The 24,909-nt window shown below is 64.6% G+C and carries 26 protein-coding genes, 1 tRNA gene and 1 pseudogene; 18 read left to right on the top strand and 10 right to left on the bottom strand.

Annotated elements, in window-relative coordinates; translation table 11 throughout:
• The first annotated feature begins 43 nt into the window (after positions 1 to 43).
• Complete coding sequence (locus H5J25_RS01315) at positions 44 to 760, top strand: retropepsin-like aspartic protease family protein (protein WP_225883266.1); 717 nt, start codon at positions 44 to 46, stop codon at positions 758 to 760.
• Here H5J25_RS01315 and H5J25_RS01310 read toward each other — a convergent pair.
• Positions 685 to 1,473 carry an SDR family oxidoreductase gene (locus H5J25_RS01310; RefSeq protein WP_202094000.1) on the bottom strand — a complete coding sequence of 263 codons (789 nt, stop codon included), beginning with the start codon at positions 1,471 to 1,473 and terminating at the stop codon, positions 685 to 687. The two genes, H5J25_RS01315 and H5J25_RS01310, sit on opposite strands and share 76 nt — an antisense overlap.
• A gap of 133 nt (positions 1,474 to 1,606) precedes the next feature.
• Positions 1,607 to 2,752, bottom strand: coding sequence for an acyl-CoA dehydrogenase family protein (locus H5J25_RS01305; RefSeq protein WP_202093998.1), 1,146 nt, complete (start codon positions 2,750 to 2,752; stop codon positions 1,607 to 1,609).
• Positions 2,753 to 2,933: 181 nt separating this feature from the next.
• Between H5J25_RS01305 and H5J25_RS01300 the strand changes: the two genes are divergently transcribed.
• Entirely contained in the window at positions 2,934 to 3,764 is an 831-nt protein-coding gene (locus tag H5J25_RS01300; protein WP_202093994.1) for an SDR family NAD(P)-dependent oxidoreductase, read from the top strand.
• A 26-nt stretch (positions 3,765 to 3,790) separates the two neighbouring features.
• Here the strand turns inward: H5J25_RS01300 and H5J25_RS01295 are convergent, their stop codons facing one another.
• A complete protein-coding gene (locus H5J25_RS01295; protein ID WP_202093992.1) occupies positions 3,791 to 4,246 on the bottom strand; it encodes a hypothetical protein in 456 nt (151 codons plus the stop codon).
• 158 nt (positions 4,247 to 4,404) lie between these two features.
• Here H5J25_RS01295 and H5J25_RS01290 point away from each other — a divergent pair, with 158 nt between their 5' ends.
• The 9 genes from H5J25_RS01290 to gloB all read left to right on the top strand — a co-directional run bounded on the left by H5J25_RS01290 (position 4,405) and on the right by gloB (position 11,157).
• Positions 4,405 to 4,818: a hypothetical protein gene (locus tag H5J25_RS01290; protein WP_202093990.1), complete on the top strand. Its 414-nt coding sequence runs from the start codon at positions 4,405 to 4,407 to the stop codon at positions 4,816 to 4,818.
• Positions 4,815 to 5,018: a helix-turn-helix transcriptional regulator gene (locus H5J25_RS01285; protein WP_202093988.1), complete on the top strand. Its 204-nt coding sequence runs from the start codon at positions 4,815 to 4,817 to the stop codon at positions 5,016 to 5,018. The genes H5J25_RS01290 and H5J25_RS01285 overlap by 4 nt, the downstream gene beginning before the upstream one ends.
• 118 nt (positions 5,019 to 5,136) lie before the next feature.
• The gene (locus tag H5J25_RS01280; protein ID WP_202093986.1) at positions 5,137 to 6,219 is read left to right on the top strand and encodes a YjgN family protein; all 1,083 of its coding nucleotides are present in this window, start codon (positions 5,137 to 5,139) and stop codon (positions 6,217 to 6,219) included.
• Positions 6,220 to 6,223: 4 nt separating this feature from the next.
• Positions 6,224 to 7,291 (top strand): M48 family metallopeptidase, encoded by a 1,068-nt coding sequence (locus tag H5J25_RS01275; protein ID WP_202093985.1) that lies wholly within the window; start codon positions 6,224 to 6,226, stop codon positions 7,289 to 7,291.
• A 58-nt stretch (positions 7,292 to 7,349) separates the two neighbouring features.
• Positions 7,350 to 8,090, top strand: coding sequence for an alpha/beta hydrolase (locus H5J25_RS01270; protein WP_202093984.1), 741 nt, complete (start codon positions 7,350 to 7,352; stop codon positions 8,088 to 8,090).
• Positions 8,087 to 8,851 carry a tetratricopeptide repeat protein gene (locus H5J25_RS01265; RefSeq protein WP_202093983.1) on the top strand — a complete coding sequence of 255 codons (765 nt, stop codon included), beginning with the start codon at positions 8,087 to 8,089 and terminating at the stop codon, positions 8,849 to 8,851. Before H5J25_RS01270 ends, H5J25_RS01265 begins: the two co-directional genes overlap by 4 nt.
• A 73-nt stretch (positions 8,852 to 8,924) precedes the next feature.
• Entirely contained in the window at positions 8,925 to 9,374 is a 450-nt protein-coding gene (locus H5J25_RS01260) for a VOC family protein (protein WP_202093982.1), read from the top strand.
• A gap of 2 nt (positions 9,375 to 9,376) precedes the next feature.
• Positions 9,377 to 10,426: an NAD(P)H-dependent flavin oxidoreductase gene (locus H5J25_RS01255; protein WP_404829561.1), complete on the top strand. Its 1,050-nt coding sequence runs from the start codon at positions 9,377 to 9,379 to the stop codon at positions 10,424 to 10,426.
• Positions 10,423 to 11,157, top strand: a complete 735-nt coding sequence (gene gloB, locus H5J25_RS01250; protein WP_202093979.1) for a hydroxyacylglutathione hydrolase — start codon at positions 10,423 to 10,425, stop codon at positions 11,155 to 11,157. Before H5J25_RS01255 ends, gloB begins: the two co-directional genes overlap by 4 nt.
• A 21-nt stretch (positions 11,158 to 11,178) precedes the next feature.
• Here gloB and H5J25_RS01245 read toward each other — a convergent pair whose 3' ends face one another.
• From H5J25_RS01245 to H5J25_RS01230, 4 genes are all read right to left on the bottom strand, one after another.
• Positions 11,179 to 13,269, bottom strand: coding sequence for a S9 family peptidase (locus tag H5J25_RS01245; RefSeq protein WP_225883471.1), 2,091 nt, complete (start codon positions 13,267 to 13,269; stop codon positions 11,179 to 11,181).
• 123 nt (positions 13,270 to 13,392) lie between these two features.
• Positions 13,393 to 14,691, bottom strand: coding sequence for an ATP-dependent protease ATPase subunit HslU (hslU, locus tag H5J25_RS01240; RefSeq protein WP_202093977.1), 1,299 nt, complete (start codon positions 14,689 to 14,691; stop codon positions 13,393 to 13,395).
• A gap of 135 nt (positions 14,692 to 14,826) precedes the next feature.
• Positions 14,827 to 15,378, bottom strand: coding sequence for an ATP-dependent protease subunit HslV (hslV, locus tag H5J25_RS01235; RefSeq protein ID WP_202093975.1), 552 nt, complete (start codon positions 15,376 to 15,378; stop codon positions 14,827 to 14,829).
• A 158-nt stretch (positions 15,379 to 15,536) separates the two neighbouring features.
• Positions 15,537 to 15,950, bottom strand: coding sequence for a holin family protein (locus H5J25_RS01230; protein ID WP_202093973.1), 414 nt, complete (start codon positions 15,948 to 15,950; stop codon positions 15,537 to 15,539).
• A 144-nt stretch (positions 15,951 to 16,094) separates the two neighbouring features.
• Between H5J25_RS01230 and H5J25_RS01225 the strand changes: the two genes are divergently transcribed.
• The 3 genes from H5J25_RS01225 (at position 16,095) to H5J25_RS01215 (ending at position 18,751) form a co-directional block, all read left to right on the top strand.
• The gene (locus H5J25_RS01225) at positions 16,095 to 16,985 is read left to right on the top strand and encodes an alpha/beta fold hydrolase (RefSeq protein ID WP_202093971.1); all 891 of its coding nucleotides are present in this window, start codon (positions 16,095 to 16,097) and stop codon (positions 16,983 to 16,985) included.
• Positions 16,986 to 17,207: 222 nt separating this feature from the next.
• Positions 17,208 to 17,381, top strand: a complete 174-nt coding sequence (locus tag H5J25_RS01220) for a hypothetical protein (RefSeq protein ID WP_202093969.1) — start codon at positions 17,208 to 17,210, stop codon at positions 17,379 to 17,381.
• 29 nt (positions 17,382 to 17,410) lie between these two features.
• A complete protein-coding gene (locus tag H5J25_RS01215) occupies positions 17,411 to 18,751 on the top strand; it encodes a hypothetical protein (protein WP_202093967.1) in 1,341 nt (446 codons plus the stop codon).
• A gap of 20 nt (positions 18,752 to 18,771) precedes the next feature.
• Here the strand turns inward: H5J25_RS01215 and H5J25_RS01210 are convergent, their stop codons facing one another.
• Positions 18,772 to 19,947 carry an MFS transporter gene (locus H5J25_RS01210; RefSeq protein WP_202093965.1) on the bottom strand — a complete coding sequence of 392 codons (1,176 nt, stop codon included), beginning with the start codon at positions 19,945 to 19,947 and terminating at the stop codon, positions 18,772 to 18,774.
• Between the two features lie 96 nt (positions 19,948 to 20,043).
• Here H5J25_RS01210 and H5J25_RS01205 point away from each other — a divergent pair, with 96 nt between their 5' ends.
• Complete coding sequence (locus H5J25_RS01205; protein ID WP_202093963.1) at positions 20,044 to 20,952, top strand: LysR substrate-binding domain-containing protein; 909 nt, start codon at positions 20,044 to 20,046, stop codon at positions 20,950 to 20,952.
• 76 nt (positions 20,953 to 21,028) lie between these two features.
• Here the strand turns inward: H5J25_RS01205 and H5J25_RS01200 are convergent.
• Positions 21,029 to 21,103, bottom strand: a tRNA-Thr gene (locus H5J25_RS01200).
• A gap of 67 nt (positions 21,104 to 21,170) precedes the next feature.
• Here H5J25_RS01200 and H5J25_RS21065 point away from each other — a divergent pair.
• A complete protein-coding gene (locus tag H5J25_RS21065; RefSeq protein ID WP_263973986.1) occupies positions 21,171 to 21,296 on the top strand; it encodes a hypothetical protein in 126 nt (41 codons plus the stop codon).
• On the opposite strand, the pseudogene H5J25_RS01195 reads toward H5J25_RS21065, so the two are convergent.
• Positions 21,286 to 23,083, bottom strand: a pseudogene (locus H5J25_RS01195) (aminopeptidase P family protein). The gene H5J25_RS21065 and the pseudogene H5J25_RS01195 overlap by 11 nt on opposite strands.
• Positions 23,084 to 23,254: 171 nt before the next feature.
• On the opposite strand from H5J25_RS01195, the gene H5J25_RS01190 reads away from it, so the two are divergent.
• The gene (locus tag H5J25_RS01190; RefSeq protein WP_202093961.1) at positions 23,255 to 24,124 is read left to right on the top strand and encodes a 3-hydroxybutyryl-CoA dehydrogenase; all 870 of its coding nucleotides are present in this window, start codon (positions 23,255 to 23,257) and stop codon (positions 24,122 to 24,124) included.
• A 27-nt stretch (positions 24,125 to 24,151) separates the two neighbouring features.
• Entirely contained in the window at positions 24,152 to 24,628 is a 477-nt protein-coding gene (locus H5J25_RS01185; RefSeq protein ID WP_202093959.1) for a YbjN domain-containing protein, read from the top strand.
• Positions 24,629 to 24,909: the final 281 nt, after the last annotated feature.

Raw genomic sequence — 24,909 nt, 5'->3', positions numbered from 1 at the left:
CCAACCACTTCCAACCCGCCACGCCGCACCCATATTGGCGGAAGTGACCGACACCTTCACCAACCTCACCAGCGGCAACGTGCCTTTCTACGTCCTGATCGCGGCGGGCATCATGCTGGTCGTCGCCGCACGCCGGTTTCGCATCGTCGGCAATCTGTTGACGCTCGCACTGGCCGGGGTCGCGCTTGCTATCCTGATCCCGGTGATCAAGGATCGGGCGCAATATGATCCGCGGTTCGCGCGATTGGGGGAATTGTTCGGACGCGATCCGCGCGCGCAACAGGCGGTCGGCGGCGAGCTTCGCGTGCCCATGTCGCGCGACGGCCATTTCTGGGTCACCGTGAAGATCGGCGATACGAAGCAGCGGATGCTGATCGACAGCGGCGCGACGATCACCGCACTATCGACGAAGAGCGCCGTGACCGCTGGCCTCGACGTGGAAGCGCCCGCGATGCCGGTGCTGTTGCAGACCGCCAACGGCTCGGTCCGCGCGCGCACATCCACGATCCCGGAACTGCGCATCGGCAATGTCGTCGCGCGTGACCTGCCGGTCGTCGTGTCGCCCGCGTTCGGCGACATGAGCGTGATCGGGATGAACTTCCTCTCCCGCCTCAAATCCTGGCGGGTGGAGGGGGGATACGATGATCCTCGTCCCCCACCACCCTCAGGCCACGACCTGATCGCTCAGGCGTCGATCGATGTCCCCAGTGCCGCGTGCACCAGGCCGCCATCGACCGTGATCGTGTCGCCGATCACATAATCCCCGGCCCGGCTGGCGAGATAGATCGCTGTGCCGGCCATATCCTCGTCCACGCCGATGCGCTTGGCCGGAATACCCTTGGCGATCTCCGACCCGTGATCGCGCGCCGCCTTGTTCATCTCGCTGGCGAACGCACCCGGCGCGATCGACGTGACGTTGATCGAATCCGACACCAGCCGCGCCGCCATCCGCTTGGTCAGGTAGATCAGCGCCGATTTGGACGCGTGATAGCTGTACGTGTCCCACGGGTTCAGTCGTTGACCGTCGATCGAGGTGATGTTGATCACCTTGGACGGACGATCCGGCCGCGCCGCTTTCTTCAACGCCTCGTGCAGCGCCTGCGTCAGGAAGAACGGCGACTTGACGTTCAGGTCCATCACCTTGTCCCAGCCCTTTTCCGGGAACACCTCGAAGGGTTCCCCCCAGGCTGCACCGGCATTGTTGACGAGGATATCCAGGCTGTCGGCATGTTCCGCCAATTGCTCGGCCAGTGCGCGGCACCCGGCGACGGTCGATACGTCCTGCGGCAACGGAATGCAGCGCTCGCCCAGCTCCTTCGCCGTTTCGAAACAGGCCTCTGCCTTGCGTGAGGAGACGTACACCGTCGCTCCTTGAGCGATGAAGCCAGCCGCGATCATCTTCCCGATCCCGCGCGATCCGCCCGTGATCAGCGCCGTACGCCCGTCGAGACGGAAAAGGTTCGTCGTATCCATATTTCTCTCCGAAAAGCCCTCTCCCCTCGGGGAGAGGGTTGGGAGAGGGGCAGTGTGTCTCAAGAAAAGCGCCGGACCGCCCTGGTCCCGCTCAATTCCGCCGTACCTTCGTGCTAATCCGTCGATCGAAGCATCACCCCCCGCGCTTGATCGTCTCGCGCGCGATGATGATCTGCTGGATCTGGCTCGTCCCTTCGTAGATGCGGAACAGCCGCACGTCGCGGTACAGCCGCTCGATCCCGTAATCCGCGATATAGCCCGCGCCGCCGAATATCTGGACGGCGCGATCGGCGACGCGGCCGACCATCTCGGACGCGAAATACTTTGCCGCGGCGCTTTCCATCACCACGTCCTTGCCCGCATCCTTCGCCGCCGCCGTCTCCAGCACCATGGCGCGCGCGACCAAAGCCTCGGTCTTGGAATCCGCAATCATGCCCTGGATCAGCTGGTGCTCCGCGATCGGCTTGCCGAACTGCTTGCGTTCGGTCGCATAGGCGACGCAGTCTGCGATCAGTCGCTCCGCCACGCCGACGCACACGGCGCTGATATGCAGCCGTCCACGGTCCAGCACGCGCATCGCGATCTTGAACCCCTCGCCCTCCGCACCCAGCCTATTCTCCGCCGGAACAACGACATCGTCGAAAATCACGTCCGCGACCTTCGCACCCCGTTGACCCATTTTCCGTTCCGGTTCGCCGATCGAGACCCCGGCAAGATCGCGCGGAACGAGGAAAGCGGAAACGCCGCGCGCGCCGGGGTCGTCGCTGGTCCGCGCCATCACCGTGAACAGGTCCGCCTTGTCGGCATTGGTTATGTAGCGCTTCGTCCCCGACAGGCGATAGGACTGTCCGTCGAACACCGCCCGCGTCTTCACCGAACCGGAATCGCTACCGACATCGGGTTCGGTCAACGCGAAGCTGGTGATGATCTCGCCGCTCGCGATCCGTGGCAACCACGACGCTTTCTGGTCGTCATTGCCGGACATGACCAGTCCCTGAGAACCGATGCCGACATTGGTGCCGAACGTGGACCGGAACGCCGGGGTCGTGCGCCCCAGTTCAATCGCGACCCGCGCTTCCTCCGCCATCGTCAGGCCGAGACCGCCATATTCCTCCGCGATCGACAGGCCGAACAGGCCCATGTCGCGCATCTCCTGAACGACATCCGCCGGGATCGCGTCCGCCTCCTCGACGGCCCCTTCCAACGGGCGCAGCCGTTCGGCGACGAACCGGCGCACCGTGTCGATCAGGGCGTCGAAAGTTTCGGGGTCGAGTGCCATTGGATTACCTCTCCGTCATGCCGTCGCTGGCGACATTCGCTGGGACGACGGTTAGAGATGCACGCCGCACACGGCAAGCCTGCACCCTACCCGAAATTCCAAAAGCCCGGCGTTGACCCGGCAGAACGCCATACTATGCTATGCAAAACCTCATACACGATAAGCTCGACGGGAGAATGCGATGCGTTTCGCTGGCAAGAATGCCGTGGTGACCGGGGGCGCGTCGGGAATCGGCAAGGCTACCGCGCTGCGCCTCGCAGAAGAGGGCGCCCAAGTCTGGATCGGCGATATCGACGAAGCCGGCGGCCGCGATCTTGCGGAAACGAGCAACGGGCGCATCCATTTCCAGCGCACCGACGTGATGCAGGCGGATGATATCGAAGCCCTGATGCAGGCGGCCGACGCAGCCGGCGGCTTGAACGTCGTCTTCAACAATGCCGGCGCGGGCGGATCGCGCGATCCGATCGATCAGATCAGCCCGGACGACTGGGATCGCACCCAGGCGCTGTTGCTGCGATCGGTCGCGCTCGGGATACGATACGCCGCGCCGCTGATGATCGCGCGCGGTGGCGGCGCGATCGTCAACACCGCGTCCATCGCAGCTTTACAAACGGGGGCCGCGCCGACGGCCTATTCCGTCGCCAAGGCGGGCGTGCTGCATCTCACGACGATGGCCGCTGCCGATCTCTCGCGCTACGATATCCGCGTCAATGCGGTGTGCCCCGGCTTCATCACGACGAACATCTTCACCTCGGCGCTTGGTATCTCGGGCGACAAGCGCACGCAGGCCAACGGCGCGATCGGTCATATCGCCACGCGGGCGCAGCCATTGCAACGCGCCGGCCGGGCGGAGGATATCGCCGCGGCCGTAGCCTATCTGGCAAGCGACGACGCCAGCTTCGTCACCGGCACGCACATCACGGTGGATGGCGGAATGACGATCGGCCCGCGGCACAGCTGGGATCCCCAGGTCCCGTCCTTGTTTGCCTCGCTGGAAGCCTTTGCTGGCTAAGGTGTCGGAAGCACCGGCGGTCGCCGTCAGTTCGCGACCGCCCGGACGAAAGCACTGGCCACCCAACCGCTGACGCATGGTCCCGAATAGGGTTGCCGCGATGCAACCGGTGCACTGACACCGCAATCCGTGCCCGGCCGATCCGCCGGCGGCACGACGACGCCCTGCCAGCGCTGATCGATTGATCGCGTACAGACCAGCAATCGCGTGTCGTTCGGCAATCGCGACACCTCGTCCGCCTCCAGGAACGGCGCCGCCCGCACCGGTAGATATGTCTCGCCCGTGGCGGAGATGTTCACCACGCGCCCAACCGTCGCGCATGCCGCAAAGGCCGGTCCCCCCTCGCCGATCTGGACCGGACGCGTGCCGGGCTTCATCGGTTCGCTCGTGACGTTCAACATATCGTCGTCCTCATTGCCGACGCTCGCTCGCGGCGCGCAGGCGACCAGAAACAGGAGTAGCGCAAACAGCGGGAGTCTCATGGTCTCGGTGTTACTGCCTGCTCTTCGCCTTGGCGAGCGCCGCGGACGCCAGACTCCAACCCGATGTCGTTCTACCCATACTTTTTGGAAAGGGTCATTGACAGGCAACGCAAGCTAGATGTAAAGGGTACGTTACAAGATAGAAAGGACCTATTACCATGAAACGAAACATCTCGCCCGCCCTACGCCGGTACAATGTCAGCGTGGTCATCCTCAGCGCCGCGTACGCCGTGTTCCTCATGGGTTCGATCTACGCTTTCAAAAATCACCTCCTTGCAAGCCCGATGACCTATTTCGCGGCGATCCTGCCGGCGCTTCCGATCATGGGGATTTTCTTTGCAATGGGCCGGTATCTGATCGAGGAACAGGATGAATATGTGCGCATGATGACCGGTCGCCAGGTCCTTATCGCCAGCGGGTTCGCGCTCAGCATCGCGACGATCTGGGGCTTTCTCGAGAACTTCGAACTCGTCGGGCATATCGACGCATATTACATCGCGGTCCTGTGGTTCGCCGGGCTGGGTCTCGGATCCTGCATCAACGCGTTCGATCGTAGAGCGAGCCGGACATGAAGAACCGTCTCAAAGTGCTGCGCGCCGAACGCGACTGGAGCCAGGGGGATCTCGCCGACCGGCTGCAAGTCTCCCGTCAAAGCGTGAACGCGATCGAGACCGGACGATACGATCCGTCCCTGCCCCTGGCGTTCCGGATCGCCGAATTGTTCGACCTTGCCATCGAGGACATTTTCACCAGCCCGACCAAGGCGGTTTGAGGATAAGTTCCGATCCCCGAACGCCATCCGGCCGCTCGATTTCTCATCGTCTTGCAAAACGCGCATTGACTGGCCCCGCCGCTTTCGATCTCTTGCCACCGGGCTGGGGGACATATCGATGAGCAATGATCCGGATACCGGCGGAGGTGCGTTCGCCTTCCATGGCACGTGGCGTGAATTCGCGCCGATCGCCTTCACCAACCTCGCACTGACGATCGTCACGCTTGGCCTGTATTCCTTCTGGGCACGGACGCGGGTTCGGCGTTATCTTTGGGGCAGCACCCGCTTCATCGACGATCGACTGGAATGGACCGGCACCGGGCTGGAACTCTTTATCGGATACATACTTGCCATCGTGCTGGTTTTCCTGCCCTTCGGCCTCATAAACCTGATCATCCAGGGCGTGGTGTTACGCGGTCACCCCGGCATGGCAGGCCTCATGATGTTCGGCCTGTACCTGCTGATTCTGTACATGCTGGGCATCGCGATCTTCCGTGCGCTCCGGTATCGCCTGAGCCGGACGTTCTGGCACGGAATCCGGGGCGGCAGCGACGATCAGGGACTGGGCTATGGCGGGCAATATCTCTGGCGCACCATCGTCGGCAGCCTGGCCTTGGGTCTGCTGATTCCCTGGTCGATGACGAGCCTGTGGAACGAACGCTGGAACAAGATGAGCTTTGGTCCGATGCGCTTCAACTCGGCGGCGAAATCCGGCCCCTTGATGCTCCGTTTCCTGCTCTTCTATCTGGTACCGATCTTCGTGTTCGTCGCCGTCTTCATCGGGGCCGGCACGCTGGTCGGGCTTGGCGCAACCATGAGCGCTATGCCGGGTCAGGCAACGATCTTCCTGATCGGGTTCGTCTTCGTCTTCATGTTCTACGGCGTTCTCGGCGTCATCGCGCTGATCTTCTATTCGGCCTATTTTAAGGAAGTGATCGGCAATCTGACGCTCGGTGAACTGGAGTTCGGTTTCACCGCCACCACGATGGACTGGATCAAGTTGATGCTCGGGTCGATCGCGCTCATCTTTCTGACCTTCGGGATCGGGTACATCTTCGTCGCGTATCGGAACTGGGCATTCTTCATCCGCCATCTGCAAGCATTCGGGGACGTGCGTCTCGATCAGCTTACCCAATCGAAAACGCGCGAAGCTCGTCAGGGCGAAGGGCTGCTGGACGCGTTCGACGTCGGTGCGTTCTGATCCGATGACGAACCGTGTCTGGCATTATAACGGGGTCGATGCGGTCCGGCGCGATGCCCATTTCAGCATCGCGGGCGACCGCTTCATTCTCGCGACCGCTGCCGGCGAAATGCTGGACGACCGCCCGTTGGACGAGTTGCAGCCACGTGACGCGACCGGCACCGACGTGATGTTCGGATTGAAAGGCCGGCCCGGCTGGCGGATCGGCTTCGAAAACGGGGTCCCGGGAGAGATCGCTTCCCTGCTTCCGGCGCCGCAGCGTTACGGGCGGATCGTCGACCGTTTCGGCCTGTGGCCCGCGATCGGCGTCTCGGCGGTCGTTGCCAGTATCGTGGTCTACGGCTTTCTCCAGACACCGGCGCTCGTCGCGCGTGCAGTTCCGCCCTCCGTCGAACGCAAGCTCGGCGATCTGATGGTGGGAGATCTTGGCGGGCGGACCTGCGACGCGGGGACCGGACCCGAGGCGCTCGCCGCCTTGGTCGAGCGGATCGACCCGAACGACGCTGCGATCGACGTGCGCGTTGTGAACCTGCCGCTGGTCAATGCCGTGACCCTGCCGGGCGGGCGGATCGTCGTGTTCGACGGACTGGTGCGCGCGGCGAAATCACCTGACGAGCTTGCCGGAGTTATCGGCCATGAAATCGGCCATGCGAGACATCGCGACGTCATGGAGTCGCTACTTCGTCAAATCGGCCTCAGCGTTCTATTGGGCGGACTGGACGGTAATATCGGGGGGTATACCAATACGCTGCTCGCCTCGTCTTACTCCCGCGGCGCCGAGACCCGCGCCGACCAGTTTTCGATCGCCGCGCTGAAGACCGCACGGATCACCCCGATCCCGACCGCGGACTTCTTCCGCCGCCTATCGGGGAAGGCGAAGGAAAGCGGGTCACGCCTTGCGCAGATGACGAACTACCTCGCCAGCCATCCGGTCTCCAGCGATCGCGCAACCGCATTCGCCGCCAGCGCGCGAGGGCCCTATACCCCGGCCCTGGATGCGATGCAGTGGCAGGCGCTGCGATCGATCTGTGCCAACGATCGCGACGTCGAGAAACCACGCTTCCGCTTCTGACCGGATGGGCGAAATGCGCAGGGATGCAAAATTCGTCCCCCTGCCCTAAATGCCCAAGATGACCGAACCCGATCGCAGCGGCCCCGCGCCCCGCCCCACCCTTGCCTACCATCATACCGAAGGCACCGGACCGACCATCGTCTTCCTGCCGGGCTATGCCAGCGACATGACCGGCACTAAGGCGCTCGCGCTGGAGGCATGGGCGAAGGCGCAGGGCCGCGCGTTTCTCCGGTTCGACTATGGCGGTTGCGGACAAAGTGGGGGGCAGTTCGAGGATCAGACGCTGGCCGACTGGCGCGACGATACGATCGCGATGCTCGAACGACTGGCGAAGGGGCCCGCAATTCTCGTCGGCTCGTCGCTCGGCGGGTGGATCATGCTGTTGGTTGCGCGCGACCGTCCGGATTTGGTTGCGGGGCTGGTCGGCGTGGCACCCGCTCCGGATTTCACCGACTGGGGTTTCACGACGGAGGAAAAGATTGCGATCCTCGGACAAGGTCGCGTGACGCGCCCGTCGCCTTATGGGCCGGAGCCGACGCTGTATACCAACGCCTTCTGGACGTCCGGAGAAGCCAACCGGCTGATGTTCGCGCAGATCGGAATCGATGTACCCGTCCGGCTGGTGCAGGGACAACTCGATCGCGACGTCCCCTACATGCGAACGGTTCGGCTCGCGGAACTGCTGCGTTCAGCCGATGTGCAGACGGTGTTGATAAAGGACGGCGACCACCGCCTGTCGCGCGATGCCGACATCGCGGTGATCGTGGGTGCGGCGGAGGATGTGATAGCCCGCTTATGATCCTGACCCTTCTGCTCGCGACGACCGCGGCCATTCAGTCCCCCCAGGCGTCCGCCGGACCGCCGGCCCAGACTGATCGTTATACGCATTGCATGGATCTCGCGACGACCAAGCCAGCCGCGGGGATAGAGGAAGGATCGCGCTGGCGGCTGTCGGGTGGCGGGGTTCTCGCGCGGCAATGCCTCGGCGTCGCTTATGCCAATGCGGGAAAACTGGACGCTGCGGCGATGGAGTTCGAAGCGGCGGCCCGCGCGGCCGAACTCGCCAAGGATGGTCGTTCCGCCGCCTATTGGGCGCAGGCCGGGAATGCGTGGCTGGCGGCGAAATCGAGCGACAAGGCACGCGCCGCGCTGGATGCGGCTCTTGCCGGGGGCACGTTGACCGGGCTCGAACTCGGCGAAGTCTATCTGGATCATGCCCGCGCGCAGGTTGCCAATGGCGAGCTGGAGAGCGCGCGTGGCGATATCGATCAGGCGCTGACCACTGCGTCGGCGGACCCGCTCGCCTGGTTGTTGTCGGCAACGCTTGCGCGTCGGATGGACGATCTGCCGCGGGCGAAGAAGGACATTGCGGAGGCGCTCCGCCGGTCCGGCGATGACGCATCGGTGCAGCTGGAGGCAGGTAATATCGCGGCGCTGGGTGGTGACGAGGCCGGCGCGAAGGAGGCATGGAAACGCGCGGTCGCGATCGCGCCGGATGCCCCGGCAGGCAAGAGCGCACAGGCGGCGTTGGCGCAATTCCTTCCCAAGGCAACGCCCTGACATCAACGGCATAGTGGCGGCGCGAGATCGCAGGCCCTATCTGGTGCGCAACGCTGCAAACGGAGCCGTATCGATGAAATATCTGCACACCATGATCCGCGTCACCGATCCGGACGCGACGATCCGGTTCTTCGAACTGCTCGGTTTGAAGGAGGTTCGCCGGATGGAAAGCGAGCAGGGCCGCTTCACCCTGATCTTCCTTGCCACCCCCGAGGATATGAACGCCCCCGGCGAGCGTGCCCAGGCTGAGGTCGAATTGACCTACAATTGGCCGAAGGAAGACGGTGAGGCGGAAGCCTATACCGGGGGCCGCAATTTCGGGCACCTCGCCTACCGTGTCGAGAATATCTACGAAACGTGCCAGCGGCTGATGGATGGCGGCGTCACGATCAACCGGCCGCCGCGCGACGGTCACATGGCGTTCGTTCGCACCCCCGATAATATTTCGATCGAGATCCTGCAGGACGGCGTGCTGGAACCGGCCGAACCGTGGAAGTCGATGCCCAATATCGGCGAGTGGTAAGCATGTCGGTGGCTGCGTTCCTGGACATGACCGGGGCGCGGCTGCCGGTCGTACAGGCGCCGATGGCGGGGTTCGCCGGTAGTCGCCTGGCGATCGCCGCTATGCGCGCCGGCGGCATCGGTTCGCTCGCCTGTGCGACGCTCACCGGCGAGCAGGTGATGGCGGAGGTCGATGCGATCCGGGCAAGCGGGCCCGGCCCGATAAATCTCAACTTTTTCTGTCACGATTTGCCTCCTGCGCCGGACGAGACGGCGTGGCTGAAGACGCTGGCGCCATTCTATGCGGCGGAAGGGCTGGATTTTCGGATCGATGCTCCACCGCTGCGCCGTCCGTTCGATGAAGCGATGATGCAGGTCGTCGAACGGGTCGGGCCCGAGATCGTTAGCTTCCACTTCGGCCTGCCAGAGGACTGGTTTCTTAAGCGGATCAGGGCCGCCGGCGCGCGGGTATTCGGCAATGCGACCAATGTGGACGAAGCGCAGGCATTGGCGGCGCGGGGTTGCGATGCCATGATTGCGCAGGGGTTCGAGGCGGGCGGGCATGCCGGACACTTCCTGTTCGGCCATCACCCGGTCGGCCTTTCATCGCTGCTGCCCGCGATAGTCGATGCGGTAGACGTGCCGGTCATCGCGGCGGGCGGGATCGGGGATGAGCGGGGCGTCCGGGCGGCGATGGCGCTTGGCGCCTCCGCCGTTCAGGCCGGCACTGCCTATCTCCTATCGCCCGAAACCATGACCAGCCAAGCGCACCGCACCCGCCTGACCGAGGCGACCGCGGATGACAGCGTCTTCACGAACCTCTTCTCTGGCCGTCTGGCGCGCGGCTTGCGCAACCGGCTGATCGAAACGCTGGGCGCGGTGAACGACGCCGCGCCACCCTTCCCATATGCCAGCGCTGCGCTGGCCCCGCTGCGGGCGAAGGCGGAAGCCGAAGGGCGCGGCGATTATTCGCCGCTTTGGGCCGGACAAGGCGTTGCGCTGGCCCGTGCCGAACCGGCCGAAACGATAACCCGTCGCCTTGGTGAGGCGGCGTTGGAAGGAGCATCCGCATGACCAACTTCGACATCGTCCGCATCCCGGCGCTGAGCGACAATTACATCTGGCTGGTCCACGAACCCGCATCAGGCGAGACGATGGTGGTCGATCCGTCGGAAGCGGCTCCCGTATTGGCCGAGGCGGACCGGCGCGGATGGACGATCGGCCAGATCTGGAACACGCACTGGCACCCCGATCACACCGGCGGCAATGCGGAGATCAAGGCGGCGCACAATGCGGTCGTGACCGGGCCCGCGGCGGAGGCGGAGCGCATTCCGACGCTCGATGTCCGTGTGGCGGAGGGTGACACGGTGCGGCTCGGCGCGCACGTCGCGACGGTTATCGAGACGCCCGGCCACACCGCTGGGCATATCGTCTTCCATCTGCCCGACGACGCCGTGATCTTCACCGGCGACACTTTGTTCGCAATGGGATGCGGCCGGCTGTTCGAGGGCGATGCGGCGCAGATGTTCGGGAACATGCAGCGGCTTGCGGCGCTGCCCGCCGAGACGGTGGTGTACTGCGCTCACGAATATACCGCCTCGAACGCGCGCTATGCCGTCACCGCGGAGCCCGACAATCCTGCGATCGCCGAACGGCTAGAAGAAGTGACGCGTCAACGTGCGGCAGGCGAGCCGACCGTGCCGACGACGATCGCGAAGGAACTGGCGACCAACCCGTTCCTGCGTGCATCGTCCGTCGACCAGCTTGCCGAACGCCGCCGGGGCAAGGACGGCTTCAAAGGTTAGGCGCCGCGTCGCCCGGCCCGGTTACTTCTCGACGCCCAACTGTGTCAGCATAAACGCGCTATATTCGGCACCGTCCTTGTACCGCTGGAAGCGGCCGGATTTACCGCCGTGCCCCGCTTCCATATTGGTGCGGAAGACCAGGGGGTTGGCATCCGTCTTGGTCGCGCGGAGCCGGGCGACCCACTTGGCGGGCTCGTAATACTGAACCTGCGAATCCCACAATCCCGTGCCGACGAACATCGCCGGATAAGTCTGCGCCCTGACGTTGTCATAGGGCGAATAGCTCAGCATATAATCGTACGACGCTTTGTTCGCCGGGTTGCCCCATTCGTCATATTCGTTGGTGGTCAGCGGGATGCTGGCATCCAGCATTGTAGTCACGACATCGACGAACGGCACCTGCGCGATCAGGACCTTGTAATCCTTCGGCGCCATGTTTGCGATCGCACCCATCAGCAAGCCACCCGCACTGCCGCCCAGCGCCGCGACGCGGTCCTTTGCGGCATATTTGTTCGCGACGAGCCAGCGCGTCACGTCGATAAAGTCGGTGAAGCTGTTGACCTTCTTGAACATGTGGCCGTCGTCATACCATTTGCGGCCCAGTTCCTGACCGCCGCGGATATGCGCCAGGGCATAGACCATCCCGCGATCGAGCAGGCTGACGGTCTGGATCGACATCGCCGGATCCATCGAGGAGCCATAGCTGCCATAGCCATATTGCAGCATCGCCGCGCGGCCATCTTTCCGGAACCCCTTCTTGTAGACGAGGCTGACCGGTATTCGTGCGCCGTCGCGCGCCGGAACCCAGACCCGTTCGGTGACGTATTGCGTGGCGTCATAGCCCGGTACCGGCTGCACCTTCAGCGTGCGGCGTTCGCCCGTCGCCGTATTGACCTCATAGGTCGTCGTCGGGGTGGTCAGCGACGCATAGGTATAGCGCAACCAAGGCGTATTCGGCTCCGCATTGGTCGACAGCGACATGTCATAGGCGGGTTCGTCGGACGAAACGAAGCTGCTCTTGCCGGCATTGGTCAGCGTGCGCAGCCGCTTGTTGCCGCCCGATCTTTCCTCGATCGCGATGAAATCGTCGAACGGCTTGAAGCCTTCGATGAACACGTCGTCCTTGACGGGTACGAGATCGGTCCAAGCGGTACGCGTACCGTTGGACTTCGCATCGGTGACGGTCATGAGCCGATAATTCGGCGCCTTCCAGTTCGTCTTGACGATCCAGCGGTTGCCGATGTGATCGGCCTCGTACCGGACGTCGCGTTCACGCGGTGCGATCATCGTCAGCGTCGCGGGGGTAGTCGCAAGGGCGCAACTCTGTTCCGCGCTGACCGTGCTTTCGACGCCGACGCAGATATATTTATCGTCCGTCGTGCGCCACAGGCCGAGATAGAAGCTGTCGTCCTTTTCCTCGTAGACGAGGCGGTCGGCGCTGGCGGGGGTGCCCAATACGTGCGCCTTGACGCGCTTGCTGAGCAAGGTGACCGGATCCTTCTCGACATACAGGACCGTCTTGTTGTCGTCCGCCCAGACCGCCCCTGGCTGGACATTCGGGATCTCATCCGCGAGCGGCTTCCCCGTCGCGATATCCTTGAACTTCAGCACGAACTGCCGGCGCCCGACCACGTCCTCCGCCCAGGCGAGCAGGCTATTGTCGGGGCTGACCGTGCTGCTGCCGACAGAGAAGAAGCCCTTGCCCACCGCCATTTTGGCTTGGTCGAGCAGCACTTCCTCAGGCGCGCTTACGCTGCCCTTACGCCGCGCCGTTACCGGGTAATCCGCGCCCGTGTCGAACCGCGAGTAATAATAATAGCCGCGTTCCTTATAAGGAACGGAACTGTCATCCTGTTTGATGCGCCCGACGACTTCCTTGTACAGCGTATCCTGCAAGGCCTTGGTCGGCGCGAGGACCGCATCGGCATAGGCGTTTTCCGCATTCAGCGCGGCAAGCATCTCCGGATTCTTGCGGGTATCGTCGCGCAGCCAGTAATATTCGTCGTCGCGCGTGCCGTTGGGGGAGGTGACCTTGTACGGCTTCTTCGCGGCGACGGGGGCTTCGGCGCCTCCTGCGCCAGCGCCGGGATGGCGACAACAGCGATCAGGCAGGCGGCGATCAGATGCTTCACGAAAAGATTCCCCGGAATGTGTCGGTGCGGAGGCTAACGCGGGCGTGGCCGGAGTAAAGGCCTTTAGGGGCGACCATCGTGCGGACGACGCCCGCCACCCGAATTACAGTACGAAGCGCGACAGGTCGGTGTTGCGCGCGACGCTGGCGAGTTGCTTCTCGACATAGGCGGCATCGACCGTGACCGTCTGGCCACCGCGATCCTCGGCGTCGAAGCTGACTTCCTCGAGCAGTTTCTCCATCACAGTCTGCAGGCGGCGTGCCCCAATATTCTCGATCTCGCCATTCACCTCCGCGGCGATGCGGGCGACGGCGGCGATGCCATCCTCGGTGAAGTCGACCGTGACGCCCTCGGTCGCGATCAGCGCGGAATATTGCGCCGGGAGCGATGCCTTGGTGTCGGACAGGATCGCGACGAAATCCGCCTCGGTCAGCGCCTTCAGTTCCACGCGGATCGGCAGGCGGCCCTGCAATTCCGGCAGCAGATCGCTCGGCTTGGCGACATGGAACGCGCCCGATGCGATGAACAGGATATGGTCCGTCTTCATCGGCCCATATTTCGTCGCGACGGTGGTGCCCTCGATCAGCGGAAGCAGATCGCGCTGCACGCCTTCGCGGCTGACAGAACCGCCCCCGCGATGTTCGGACATCGCGATCTTGTCGATTTCATCCAGGAAAACGATGCCGTTCGCTTCGGCATCGGCCAGCGCGGTGCGGCTGACTTCCTCCTGATCCAGCCTTTTGTCGGCTTCCTCCTCGACCAGCTTATCCCAGGCGGCGGGGACGGTCAGCTTGCGGCGCTTCAACTGCGCGCCGCCGAACGCCTTGCCCATCATTTCGGACAGGTTGATCATCTGCGGCGCGCCGCCGGGAATGTCGAACGGCATACTGGGCGCGGCCTCCAGCTCGATCTCGATCTCGGTCTGGTCGAGATGGCCGTCGCGCATGCGCTGCATGAAGGCGGCGCGGGTCGCCTCGCTCGCGCCCTTGCCGGTCAATGCGTCGAGCAGGCGGACCATCGCCGCTTCCTCCGCCTTGTCCTTCACCGCGACGCGGCGGCGTTCCTTCTCCAGCCGCACCGCTTCCTCGACCAGATCACGGGCGATCTGTTCGACGTCGCGCCCGACATAGCCGACTTCGGTGAACTTGGTCGCCTCGACCTTGATGAACGGCGCGTCGGCCAGCTTCGCCAGACGGCGGCTGATCTCGGTCTTGCCGCAACCGGTCGGGCCGATCATCAGGATGTTCTTCGGCGACACCTCGTCGCGCAGATCGGCGCCGAGACGCTGGCGGCGCCAACGGTTGCGCAGCGCGACGGCGACGGCCTTTTTCGCATCGGTCTGGCCGATGATATGTTCGTCCAGTGCGCGGACGATGGCTTTCGGGGTAAGTGCGTCGTTCATGTCTGTCTCTTCTCAAGCCCCCCCTTCAGGGGAGGGGTTGGGGTGGGGCCGTGCGGCCGGGATGACTTCAGTTTCGGAGTGCAGCGTTCTGGACTTCCCCACTCCCAACCCCTCCCCTGAAGGGGAGGGGCTTTTTCAAGCAACAGCGTCCAGGGTTTCGACGGTCAGGCGGTCGTTCGTATACACGCAAACCTCCGCCGCGATCGCCATCGCCTTGCGGCAGATGGTTTCCGCATCCTGCTCATAATCGACCAGCGCGCGGGCGGCGGCGAGCGCGTAATTGCCACCAGAGCCGATCGCCGCGACCCCGGCCTCGGGTTCCAGCACATCGCCGTTTCCAGTCAGGATCAGCGTGATATCCTTGTCGGCGACGATCATCATCGCCTCCAGATTGCGGAGGAATTTATCGGTGCGCCAGTCCTTGGCGAGTTCGACCGCGGCGCGCAGCAACTGGCCGTGATGCGTTTCCAGCTTGCGTTCCAGCCGTTCGAACAAGGTGAAGGCATCTGCCGTCGCGCCGGCGAAGCCGGCGATGACCGATCCGTCGCCCAATCGGCGCACCTTGCGCGCATTGGGCTTCATCACCGTCTGTCCCATCGACACCTGGCCGTCGCCCGCGACGACCACCTTGCCATTGCGGCGCACGGAAAGAATCGTCGTGCCGTGCCACGTCATGTTTTCGCTCATGCCCGGCATATGGGTGAGAGCGGGGAGCGGTTCAATCTCCCCCGCCCCAGGCGGTCGCACGACGTACAGGCCCGGCCGGGTATCGTCGAAGTTCACACAAGGTCACACGATATGCCCGGCCGGGCGGATGGAAGTTCACACAAAGTCACACGGTATCGCTATTTATCGATGCCCTTCGCCTTTCCCCAGCTGCGCGCGACGGTGTAGCCGAGATAGCCGGTGCCGAAGAGCGCATAGAGCGGTTCGGGAATCCCGGCGAGATAGGCGTTCATGCCGGAAGCGATATCCTTCGCCATTGCCGGTTGCGCCGCGGCGATCAGGCCCATCGGGATCGCCCACAGCAAGAGCGCGTACATGACGTACAGGAAACTCGGCCGGGCACGGCTGGTCCACGGATCGGCGGACTGCGCCTCGGCGACGATCGCGGACAATTGCGCACGGATCTGCTCCATGTCCTGGCTGCCCTCCAGTTTCAGCAGTTCCAGCTTCGCTGCATCCCGCGCCTTGGGATCGGGGATGATCTTGTCGATCAGGCTTGCGATCGGACCGATGATACCCTCGATGATGCTCATGATGTCGTCTCCTCGTTTGGACGATTCGCCAACTAACCGATCTGGTTACCTGTAGGACACACACATAAGGGTACTGGTTCGCGGCATATCGCTTGCCGGGACCGATGCGACCTGCGACGCTGCGCCACGGGACAGGAGAAAGCCATGAAGGCCAAGGCGAACGGCATCGAGATCGAATATGAGAGTTACGGCAGCGAGGGCGATCCGGCCGTCCTGCTGATCATGGGGCTGGGGGCGCAACTGACGCGCTGGCCGATGCCGTTCGTGGAGGCCTTGGTCGCGCGCGGATATCGCGTGATCCGGTACGACAATCGCGACATCGGGCTGTCGACCAAGCTGGACGGTGCGCCGGTGCCCAACATCGCCGGGCTGATGGTCGCGCGGTTCTTCCGCTACACGCCGAAAGTGCCGTATCTGCTGTCCGACATGGCGGCGGACGCGGCGGGGCTGCTGGATGCGCTGGGCATCGAAAAGGCGCATATCATGGGCGCGTCGATGGGCGGGATGATCGCGCAGACGTTCGCCGCCGACTATCCGGAGCGCACGTTGTCGCTGATGTCGATCATGTCCTCGACCGGCAATCCCGCGCTGCCGAACGCCAGCCGCGAGGCGATGGCGGTGCTGACCAAGCGGCCGAAGACGAAGGATCTGGAGACGATTATCGCGTTCGGCGTCCGCGCGGAACAGACGATCGGCAGCCCCGGTTATCCGGTCGATCCGGAGATCATCCGCGCCAACGTGACGCGTGACCTCAAACGGTCGATCAGTCCGGCGGGCTTCGGCCGGCAGATGGCGGCGATCGTCGCGAGCGGCGACCGGCGCAAGGCACTCGCGCGCATCACCGCACCGACCACGGTGCTGCACGGCACCGACGATCCGCTGGTCCGCATCGCCGCCGGGCGGGACACCGCGAAGACGATCCCCGGCGCGACGTTGGTCGAGGTGCCGGGCATGGGCCACAACCTGCCCGATGCGCTGATCCCCGTCGTGGTGGACGCATTCGACGCACTGGCGACGCGGGCGGGCGTCGGCTAGGAGCGGCGTAGCAAGACCGTGTCCCGGGGTCCGATCGGCGTTTATCATCTCTGGTCGCGATGGCGACGACGTGGGGGCTCTCGGTGCATTTCTATATCCAGTCTGAAGCCGTGCGCCCGACCGGTCCGCCGTACCTGCGCGCCGCCCGGCTCCGCGACGCCTGATGTCCGTGCGACCGTCCCCCGACCAACGTCTTGTCCCGTCACGCGCGCGGAACCCCTGGTGGTCGCGGACGTCGACGATGATCGGATTCATGATCCTGTCGACGCTGCCTTTATGGTTCGTCGATACCCGCCGCTGAACGATCTGATCGGTCATATGGGGCGCTATCATGTCGCGCTGGAGATCGATCACAACGCCGTGCTGGCGCGCAACTGGAGCTATCGCTGGCCCTGATCGGCAATCTGGGCGTCGACCAGCTGATCATGCCGCTGGCCTGGTCGTTCGGACTGGAACGCGCGGTATGGCTGGTCGCGGCACTGCTTCCGCCGTTGATGATCTGGGGCGTATTCCGTGCCGCGAAGGCCGTTTATGGCGAGGTTCCGCCGACCGCCATCGCGACCCTGCCGTTCGCTTTGGCCTATCCCTATCAATACGGCATGGTGAATTTCTGGCTGGCAGGGGCATTGTCGTTCCATGCCTTCGCCTGGTGGGTGAGGTTGCAGGACCGCAACGTGCTGCGGTCGGTCCTGTTCGTACCGATCGGTTTCGCCATCTGGGTGTGCCACGTTTACGGCTGGGCGATCCTCGGCATCCTGGTCGAAGGATACGAAGTGTCGCGCGCATTTCGCGACAGGGATGCGGGATACGTAAGGGCGCTTGCCACCCCGGTCGTGCGGTCGTCGCCCCTGATCGCGGTGATGGTCGTCCTCGTTTTCTCCCGAACGGGGAATCTGGGCGCAGAGACGGTCGGCTGGTTCAGGATCCTGTGGAAGCTGGAGAACGGGTTTCACACCCTTCAAGACCAGTGGATGCCGTTGGATATCGCATCGGTGGTCGCCGCCTTGGGCCTTATAGCGTTCGGTTTGTACAAGGGGCGCGCGGGAATGGACTCGCGTTTCGGCATGGCCGCGATGCTGTTCGCCGTCGCTTTGGTGGTCATCCCCTATCAACTGTTCGGTTCGGGCTATGCGGACGCGCGGATCTTTCCATTCCTGTTCATCGCGGCGATCCTGAGCGTTCGCTTGCCTGTCGATTTCGCATGCGCTCGGGTGACGCGGATCGTGCCCATCGCCTTTGCATTGCTGTTTGCGCTCCGCATGATGGTGTCGGCCGTGGGCTATTTGGAGTATCAAACGGCCTATAGCCGCCATCTCCTGCCCGTCAGCCATATCGAACGCGGCGCGCGGATTGCGGTGCTCGTCGGGATACCGTGCCTTCCAGCGAACTGGCGGATGTCGCGGATCGAACATCTGCCGTCGCTCGCATTGGTCAGACGCGACGCGTTCATCAACACCCAGTGGAGCATACCCGGCGGCCAGTTGCTTCATGCCGAACATGCCGCCGGCACGACGTTCAACGGCGACCCGGCGCAATATGTTACCGACCCCGAATGCACCGGGCTGGGACCGGTGCTGGCGAAACGTATCGCCCAGCTGCCACGTTGTGACTTCGACTACCTATGGTTGTTTCACTTCGCCCCGCAATCGCGGCCACGTCATTCGGGACTGGTTCCCATCTATCGGGACGAGGCTACGATTCTGTATCGGTTGATGGACGAGAATAAGCCTTTGAAAGAGGCGACCGGTTCGGCATTGGGTTCGTAAGGGCATGCCCGTCAGGTTCGCTACGCCGTCGCTTTGGTGTGACGTGCCGCGCCCCGGTCACGTCGCCCGACGGCAAGCAGCAGGACGAGCGCCGCCGCTGCCATTGCCGCCCCGGCCAGCGACACCGCCGGCAGACCAAGTCTTGCGCCGATCACCCCGCCGCCGAGCGCCGCGCCGATCGCATTGCCCAGGTTGAACGCACCGATGTTCATGGCCGAGGCCAAATTGGGTGCGTCGCCGGCCGCTTCCATCACGCGCATCTGCAACGGCGGGACGATCGCGAAGCTGGCGATCCCCCAGATCAGGATCGCGCCGGCAACGGGGAGCGGCCAGTGCATCACGCCGGCAAACAGCACCAGCACCGCAGCGAGGACCGCGAAGCTGCCGACCAAAGTACGGTCGATCGATCGATCCGCCATCCGCCCGCCCAGCGTGTTCCCGATCGTCAGCCCGATGCCGTACAGCACCAGCATCCCCGTGACGAACCCGGTCGAGGCGTGCGTCTCGTCGCGCAGGATCGGGACGATATAGGTAAACACAGTAAACATCGCGCTGGCCCCGACGACGGTCAGCCCCAATGCGGCCAATACCGGTGCCTGCGTCAGCACGCGCAATTCCGCGCGCATGTCGCTGATGCCGGTGACGGGCAGCGACGGCAGCGCCAGCCGCAGCGACAGCATCGCCACCGCCCCCACGCCGGCAATGCCTGCGAAAGCGGTCCGCCAGCCGAGCACGTCTCCCGCCCAGGTCGCCAGCGGCACGCCGCCGATCGTCGCGACGGTCAGGCCGGTGAACATCGCAGCCACGGCCCCGGCGCGCTTGTCCGCCGGGACCAGGCTCGCCGCGACGACCGATCCCACACCGAAAAAGGCGCCGTGGTTGAACGACGTGACGATGCGCGCGATCATCAGCGTCCAGTATCCGTCAGCCAGTGCCGACAGCGCATTGCCGAGCGTGAAGATGCCCATCAACCCGACGAGCAGCGTGCGCCGGTCGATCCGCCCGGTCGTCAGCGTCATCAAAGGCGCGCCGATCAGTACACCCAGCGCATAGGCGCTGACGAGCAGACCGGCCGCGGGAATGGAAACGCCGAGGTCGTCGGCGATGCCGGGCAGCATCCCCATCGGCGCGAACTCGGTCACGCCGATGCCGAACGCGCCGATGGCGAGCGCGAAGAGAGGAAGATTGAGGCGCATGACGAACGATCCTGTGTTGCAGCCGATGAAATGATGGCTTGCGTGCCCGTCCGGTAGGGGGAGAATGGGACCAGCAGCTTTGCATAGGGAGCACGAATGGACGTCGGCGGTCGATCGGGAGAGATGGCGGTATTCGCCAGCGTCGCGTCGCAGGGCAGCCTGTCGGCGTCGGCCCGCGCACTCGGGCTGACGCCATCCGCCGTCAGCCGCATCATCGCGCGGATCGAGACGCGGCTGGGCGTGCGGCTGATGGTCCGCACGACCCGCGCGCTGTCGCTGACCGCGGAAGGCGAGGCCTATCTGCGCGCCGCGCGCCGCATTCTCGCCGATCTGGAGGAGGTCGAAGGCAGTATTGCCGACCAGGCAAGCCCGCACGGCCGGCTTCGCGTTACCGCGTCGCTGGCGCACGGGCGCTTGTTCGTCGTTCCGCTGCTTGGCGATTTCACCGCGCGCTATCCCGGTATCCTGATCGACCTGAACCTCAGCGACCGTATCGTCGATGTGCTGGGCGGGCAGGCGGACGTCGCGATCCGGTTCGGGCAGTTGGCCGACAGTCCGCTCACCGCGCGCAAGCTGGGCGAGACCGGGCGGGTCGTGGTGGCCTCGCCCGACTATCTCGAACGGCATGGCACGCCGCAGGTGCCCGACGATCTGCTGCGCCACAATTGCCTGAGCTTCAACTTCCGTCGGGCCGAACCTGGCTGGCCGTTCCGCCAGGATGGCCGCGACCGGGCGCTGGCGGTGACGGGCACGATCGAGGCGAATAGCGGCGAAGCACTGGCGCAACTCGCCCGCGCCGGCGTCGGCATCGCCCGTGTCGGGCGATTCTCGATCGAGGCGGATTTGGCCGCGGGTCGGCTCGTATCGCTGCTGGAGGCCTTCAACCCACACGATAACGAGGCGATCCACGCGGTGTTCGTCGGCGGATCGACCACGCCGGCGCGCGTCAGGGTTTTCGTGGACTATCTGGCGGAGCGGATCGGCGGGCGTACCGCGGCGACGTGAATCCAGTCGGCTTCTAAGGAGCCCCGGTTCCGCTCCAGCCCGCCAGTCGGGTCGGCACTGGCCCGATGAAAAGAAATGGTGCTGCCGGTGAGGATTGAACTCACGACCTCAGCCTTACCAAGGATGCGCTCTACCACTGAGCTACGGCAGCATTTCCACATTTCGGCGGAAGCGGCGTAAGAGACGAGGGCGGCGGGAATGTCAAGGCGAAGAACGTGGTGAATCACAAGGACGACAAAGCGGAACGGCTGGCGGCGGCACTCCGCGACAATCTGAAACGGCGCAAGGCGCAGGCGCGTGCCGCCGACACGCGCCCGCCGGAGGACGACAAGGTCACGCGATAGGCGCGCATTTCTCCCGTAGCCACGCCAGATCCTCCCCCTCCATCCGGGGACCGAGGATCGCCAGCACCTGCGCGTGATAGGCGTCCAGCCAGGCGCGCTCCGCCGGCGTCAGCATGTCCGCGACGATCAGGCTGCCTTCGATCGGGCAGAAGGTCAGCGTCTCGAACCCGAGCATCGCCGCGTCGCCGTCCGGGAAGGCACGATCCTCGACCAGCACGAGATTCTCGATTCGGATGCCGTATTCCCCCGTTTTGTAATAGCCGGGCTCGTTCGAGATCATCATGCCGGCGCGCAGCGGCTCGGCCGGGCCACCGCCCGGATAGTTGGGCGGAGCGATACGCTGCGGGCCTTCGTGCACCGAAAGGTATGCGCCGATGCCGTGGCCGGTGCCGTGCGCATAATCCAGCCCAGCCTCCCACAAGGGCCGCCTGGCGAACGCATCCAGTTGCGCGCCGGTCGTGCCGGGCGGGAAGATCGCGGTGGCGAGCGCGATATGGCCGCGCAGCACGCGGGTGAAGCGATCGCGCATTTCCTCGGTCGGCGTGCCGACGGGAACGACGCGGGTCACGTCGGTCGTGCCATCGGCATATTGGCCGCCCGAATCGACCAGATACAATTGTCCGGGCTCGATCGACGCGTTCGATTCCTCGGTGACGTGGTAATGCGGGCTGGCACCGTTCGCGCCCGTCGCGGAGATCGTGTCGAACGACGTGTCGAGCAATACGCCGGTCGCTTCGCGAAATTCCTGCAGCTTCGCGGCGGCGGTGAGTTCGCTTTGCCCGCCTTTGGGCAATTCAATCTCGCACCAGCGCAGGAAACGGGCGAGTGCGGCGCCGTCGCGGGCGGAAGCGGCACGGTGGCCGGAAATCTCGGCGGGGTTCTTCAGCGCCTTGGCGAGCACGACGGGATCGCGCTCCGCGACGACGGTCGCCCCGCCTGCCTCCAGCGCGTCGAAGATCGCCGCCACGGCGCGTTCGGGGTCCGCCGCGATCTTCTTGCCGGCATAGCCACCCAGCGCCGCCGCGAACTCGCTGCGCGGTCGCACGCGCACCGCATTGCCGAGATGCTGCGCCACGTCCTCGCCGACCTTGTCGGGCGCGACGAACAGCTCGGCGGTGCCGTCCGCATCGACGATCGCATAGGCCAGGGCGACGGGCGTGTGCGCGACGTCGCCGCCCCGGACGTTGAGCGCCCAGGCGATCGAGATCGAGCGCAGTCAGCACGACGGCATCGGCATGATGTTCCGCCAGCCAGTCGGCGATCAGCGCGCGCTTTGCCGCGGAAGACGCGCCGGCACGGTCGTCGCTTTGCACGGTGAGTTTCGCATCGGAGGGTTGCGGACGGTCCGGCCAGATCGCATCGACGGGGTTGGTATCAACCGGGACCAGCTCCGCACCCCCCGCGGCCAGCGCCGCGCTCGCCTGACGTACCCAGGCGCTGGTGTGTAGCCACGGATCATAGCCGATCCGACCGCCCTGCGGCGCGTGGGTGCCCAGCCAGTCGGCGACGCTGACCGCAGGCACGGGGACATAATCCCAATGTGCGCCATCGACCTGCTGGCGCACCTGCAGCGTGTAGCGGCCGTCGGTGAAGATCGCCGCCGCTTCCGGCAGGACCGCGGCGGACCCCGCCGAGCCCTGAAACCCGGTCAGCCAGGCGAGGCGCTGCGCATAGGCGCCGACATATTCGCTCATATGTTCGTCGGTCAGCGGCACGACGAATCCGTCGAGGCGATCCCGCTTCAACTGGTCGCGAAGGGCGGCGAGGCGGTCGGCATAGCTGGACATCGAAACTTTTCCCGAAAACGATCTGGATGCCACCGCGTCTGCCAGATTTCGTGCGCGCGCAACAGGCCATGCGGCGGGCGCGGCACGGCTTTGGGCACAGGCAGAAAGCGTCGCGGCACGGTGGATCATCGGCGCGCTATTGCCTAGGGAACGGGCAAAGGAGATTTCGAGATGCAGACGGTGGGTGTGATCGGGGCCGGGCAGATGGGCGCAGGCATCGCGCAGGTATCGGCGCAGGCCGGCTACCGCGTGCTGCTGAGCGACGTGTCGAAGGAGCGCGCCGAGGCGGGCAAGGCGGGCATCGCCAAGCAGCTCGACCGGCTGGTCTCGAAGGAAAAGCTCGAAGCCGGCGCGCGCGACGAGGCGCTGGCGCGGATCGAGTGCGTCGACAGCGTGGCTGAGATGGGCCCGTGCGCGCTGGTGATCGAGGCGGCGACCGAACGCGAGGAAATCAAGCGCGCGATCTTCGCCGAGGTCGGCAAGGTTCTCGGCGCGGACGCGGTGCTGGCGTCGAACACCTCGTCCATCCCGATCACCCGGCTCGCGCAATCGTCGCCCGATCCCAAGCGGTTCATCGGCGTACACTTCTTCAACCCCGTGCCGGTGATGGGCCTGATCGAGATCATCCGCGGGCTGGCGACATCGGACGCGACCGTCGCGACGATCGAGGCCTATGCACAGGCGCTGGGCAAGAAAGTGGTGCGCGCGAACGACGCGCCGGGCTTCATCGTCAACCGCGTGCTGATGCCGATGATCAACGAGGCGTGTTTCGCGCTTGGCGAGGGCGTGGCGACGATCCCGGATATCGACCTGGCCTGCCAATTGGGGCTGAACCATCCGATGGGGCCGCTGACGCTCGCCGATTTCATCGGGCTGGACACGTGTCTGGAGATTACGCGCGTGCTGTTCGAGGGAACGGGCGATCCGAAGTTCCGCCCCGCCCCCGTGCTGGTGAAATATGTCGAGGCGGGCTGGTACGGGCGCAAGACGGGGCGCGGATTCTACGATTATAGCGGCGACGAGCCCGTCCCGACGCGGTAGGCCGGTCGCTTATCGAGAGGGTCGATCATGCCATTACCATTCGTTTTCGCCGCGCTGCTGGCGGGCGCCACGCCCGCGACCGAGCCCGCGATCAACACGCACGACACCGCGATGTTCGAACGGCAATTGCGCGAGATGGGATATACGATCGATCCGTTCGAGCGCGACGGCGATACCGCGACGGCGGTGCTGCGATCGGGCAACGACAAGACGGTGATCGTGCTGGGCGGCTGCACCAAGGGCGATGCGTGCGATTATCTCGTCATCGTCAGCGCGTTCGACGACGTGCTGAAGCCCCCCGCGGACTGGGTGGCGAAGATGAACAGCACGTACGACCTGATCAAGGTATCGACCCGCGATCCGGATCAGGCGCTGACCTATTCGGCCGGCATCATCATCGACGGCGCACCGCGCGCGACGTTTCGCCACTGGCTGGAGCGCGTGGAATCGTCGAGCGCCGATCTGGCGCAGGAAGCGGTGAAGGCGAAACTGGTCGCGAAATAGGGTTTGGGCCGAACTTTCGGAGGGGGCTTGCTGGAGGCCGCTTCCGGTATCCGCCCCTGCCCGTTCGTTTCGAGTGTAGTCGAGAAACCTGTTTGGTGGACCGTGGGGCCTGTTTCTCGACAGCGCTCGAAACGAACGGGGGGGTTTGGGACAGGTGCTTCGACAAGCTCAGCACGAATGGACGGGACTCGGGGCAGGTGCTTCGACAGGCTCAGCACGAACGGGCAGAGGGCGGGTGAAATGAGTTCGATAATGCGCCTTGCCCGTATCGTTGGCGCGGC

It is taken from the genome of Sphingomonas aliaeris (assembly GCF_016743815.1).
GTDB classification, from domain to species: Bacteria; Pseudomonadota; Alphaproteobacteria; order Sphingomonadales; family Sphingomonadaceae; genus Sphingomonas; species Sphingomonas aliaeris.
This window is presented reverse-complemented; position numbering and strand designations above follow the sequence as displayed.

Coding starts and splice junctions, on each gene's coding strand:
- H5J25_RS01310 (WP_202094000.1), bottom strand. CDS start 1,473: ATGGATACGACGAACCTTTTCCGTCTCGACGGGCGTACGGCGCTGATC.
- H5J25_RS01305 (WP_202093998.1), bottom strand. CDS start 2,752: ATGGCACTCGACCCCGAAACTTTCGACGCCCTGATCGACACGGTGCGC.
- H5J25_RS01300 (WP_202093994.1), top strand. CDS start 2,934: ATGCGTTTCGCTGGCAAGAATGCCGTGGTGACCGGGGGCGCGTCGGGA.
- H5J25_RS01295 (WP_202093992.1), bottom strand. CDS start 4,246: ATGAGACTCCCGCTGTTTGCGCTACTCCTGTTTCTGGTCGCCTGCGCG.
- H5J25_RS01290 (WP_202093990.1), top strand. CDS start 4,405: ATGAAACGAAACATCTCGCCCGCCCTACGCCGGTACAATGTCAGCGTG.
- H5J25_RS01285 (WP_202093988.1), top strand. CDS start 4,815: ATGAAGAACCGTCTCAAAGTGCTGCGCGCCGAACGCGACTGGAGCCAG.
- H5J25_RS01280 (WP_202093986.1), top strand. CDS start 5,137: ATGAGCAATGATCCGGATACCGGCGGAGGTGCGTTCGCCTTCCATGGC.
- H5J25_RS01275 (WP_202093985.1), top strand. CDS start 6,224: ATGACGAACCGTGTCTGGCATTATAACGGGGTCGATGCGGTCCGGCGC.
- H5J25_RS01270 (WP_202093984.1), top strand. CDS start 7,350: ATGACCGAACCCGATCGCAGCGGCCCCGCGCCCCGCCCCACCCTTGCC.
- H5J25_RS01265 (WP_202093983.1), top strand. CDS start 8,087: ATGATCCTGACCCTTCTGCTCGCGACGACCGCGGCCATTCAGTCCCCC.
- H5J25_RS01260 (WP_202093982.1), top strand. CDS start 8,925: ATGAAATATCTGCACACCATGATCCGCGTCACCGATCCGGACGCGACG.
- H5J25_RS01255 (WP_404829561.1), top strand. CDS start 9,377: ATGTCGGTGGCTGCGTTCCTGGACATGACCGGGGCGCGGCTGCCGGTC.
- gloB (WP_202093979.1), top strand. CDS start 10,423: ATGACCAACTTCGACATCGTCCGCATCCCGGCGCTGAGCGACAATTAC.
- hslU (WP_202093977.1), bottom strand. CDS start 14,691: ATGAACGACGCACTTACCCCGAAAGCCATCGTCCGCGCACTGGACGAA.
- hslV (WP_202093975.1), bottom strand. CDS start 15,378: ATGAGCGAAAACATGACGTGGCACGGCACGACGATTCTTTCCGTGCGC.
- H5J25_RS01230 (WP_202093973.1), bottom strand. CDS start 15,950: ATGAGCATCATCGAGGGTATCATCGGTCCGATCGCAAGCCTGATCGAC.
- H5J25_RS01225 (WP_202093971.1), top strand. CDS start 16,095: ATGAAGGCCAAGGCGAACGGCATCGAGATCGAATATGAGAGTTACGGC.
- H5J25_RS01215 (WP_202093967.1), top strand. CDS start 17,411: ATGCCGCTGGCCTGGTCGTTCGGACTGGAACGCGCGGTATGGCTGGTC.
- H5J25_RS01210 (WP_202093965.1), bottom strand. CDS start 19,947: ATGCGCCTCAATCTTCCTCTCTTCGCGCTCGCCATCGGCGCGTTCGGC.
- H5J25_RS01205 (WP_202093963.1), top strand. CDS start 20,044: ATGGACGTCGGCGGTCGATCGGGAGAGATGGCGGTATTCGCCAGCGTC.
- H5J25_RS01190 (WP_202093961.1), top strand. CDS start 23,255: ATGCAGACGGTGGGTGTGATCGGGGCCGGGCAGATGGGCGCAGGCATC.
- H5J25_RS01185 (WP_202093959.1), top strand. CDS start 24,152: ATGCCATTACCATTCGTTTTCGCCGCGCTGCTGGCGGGCGCCACGCCC.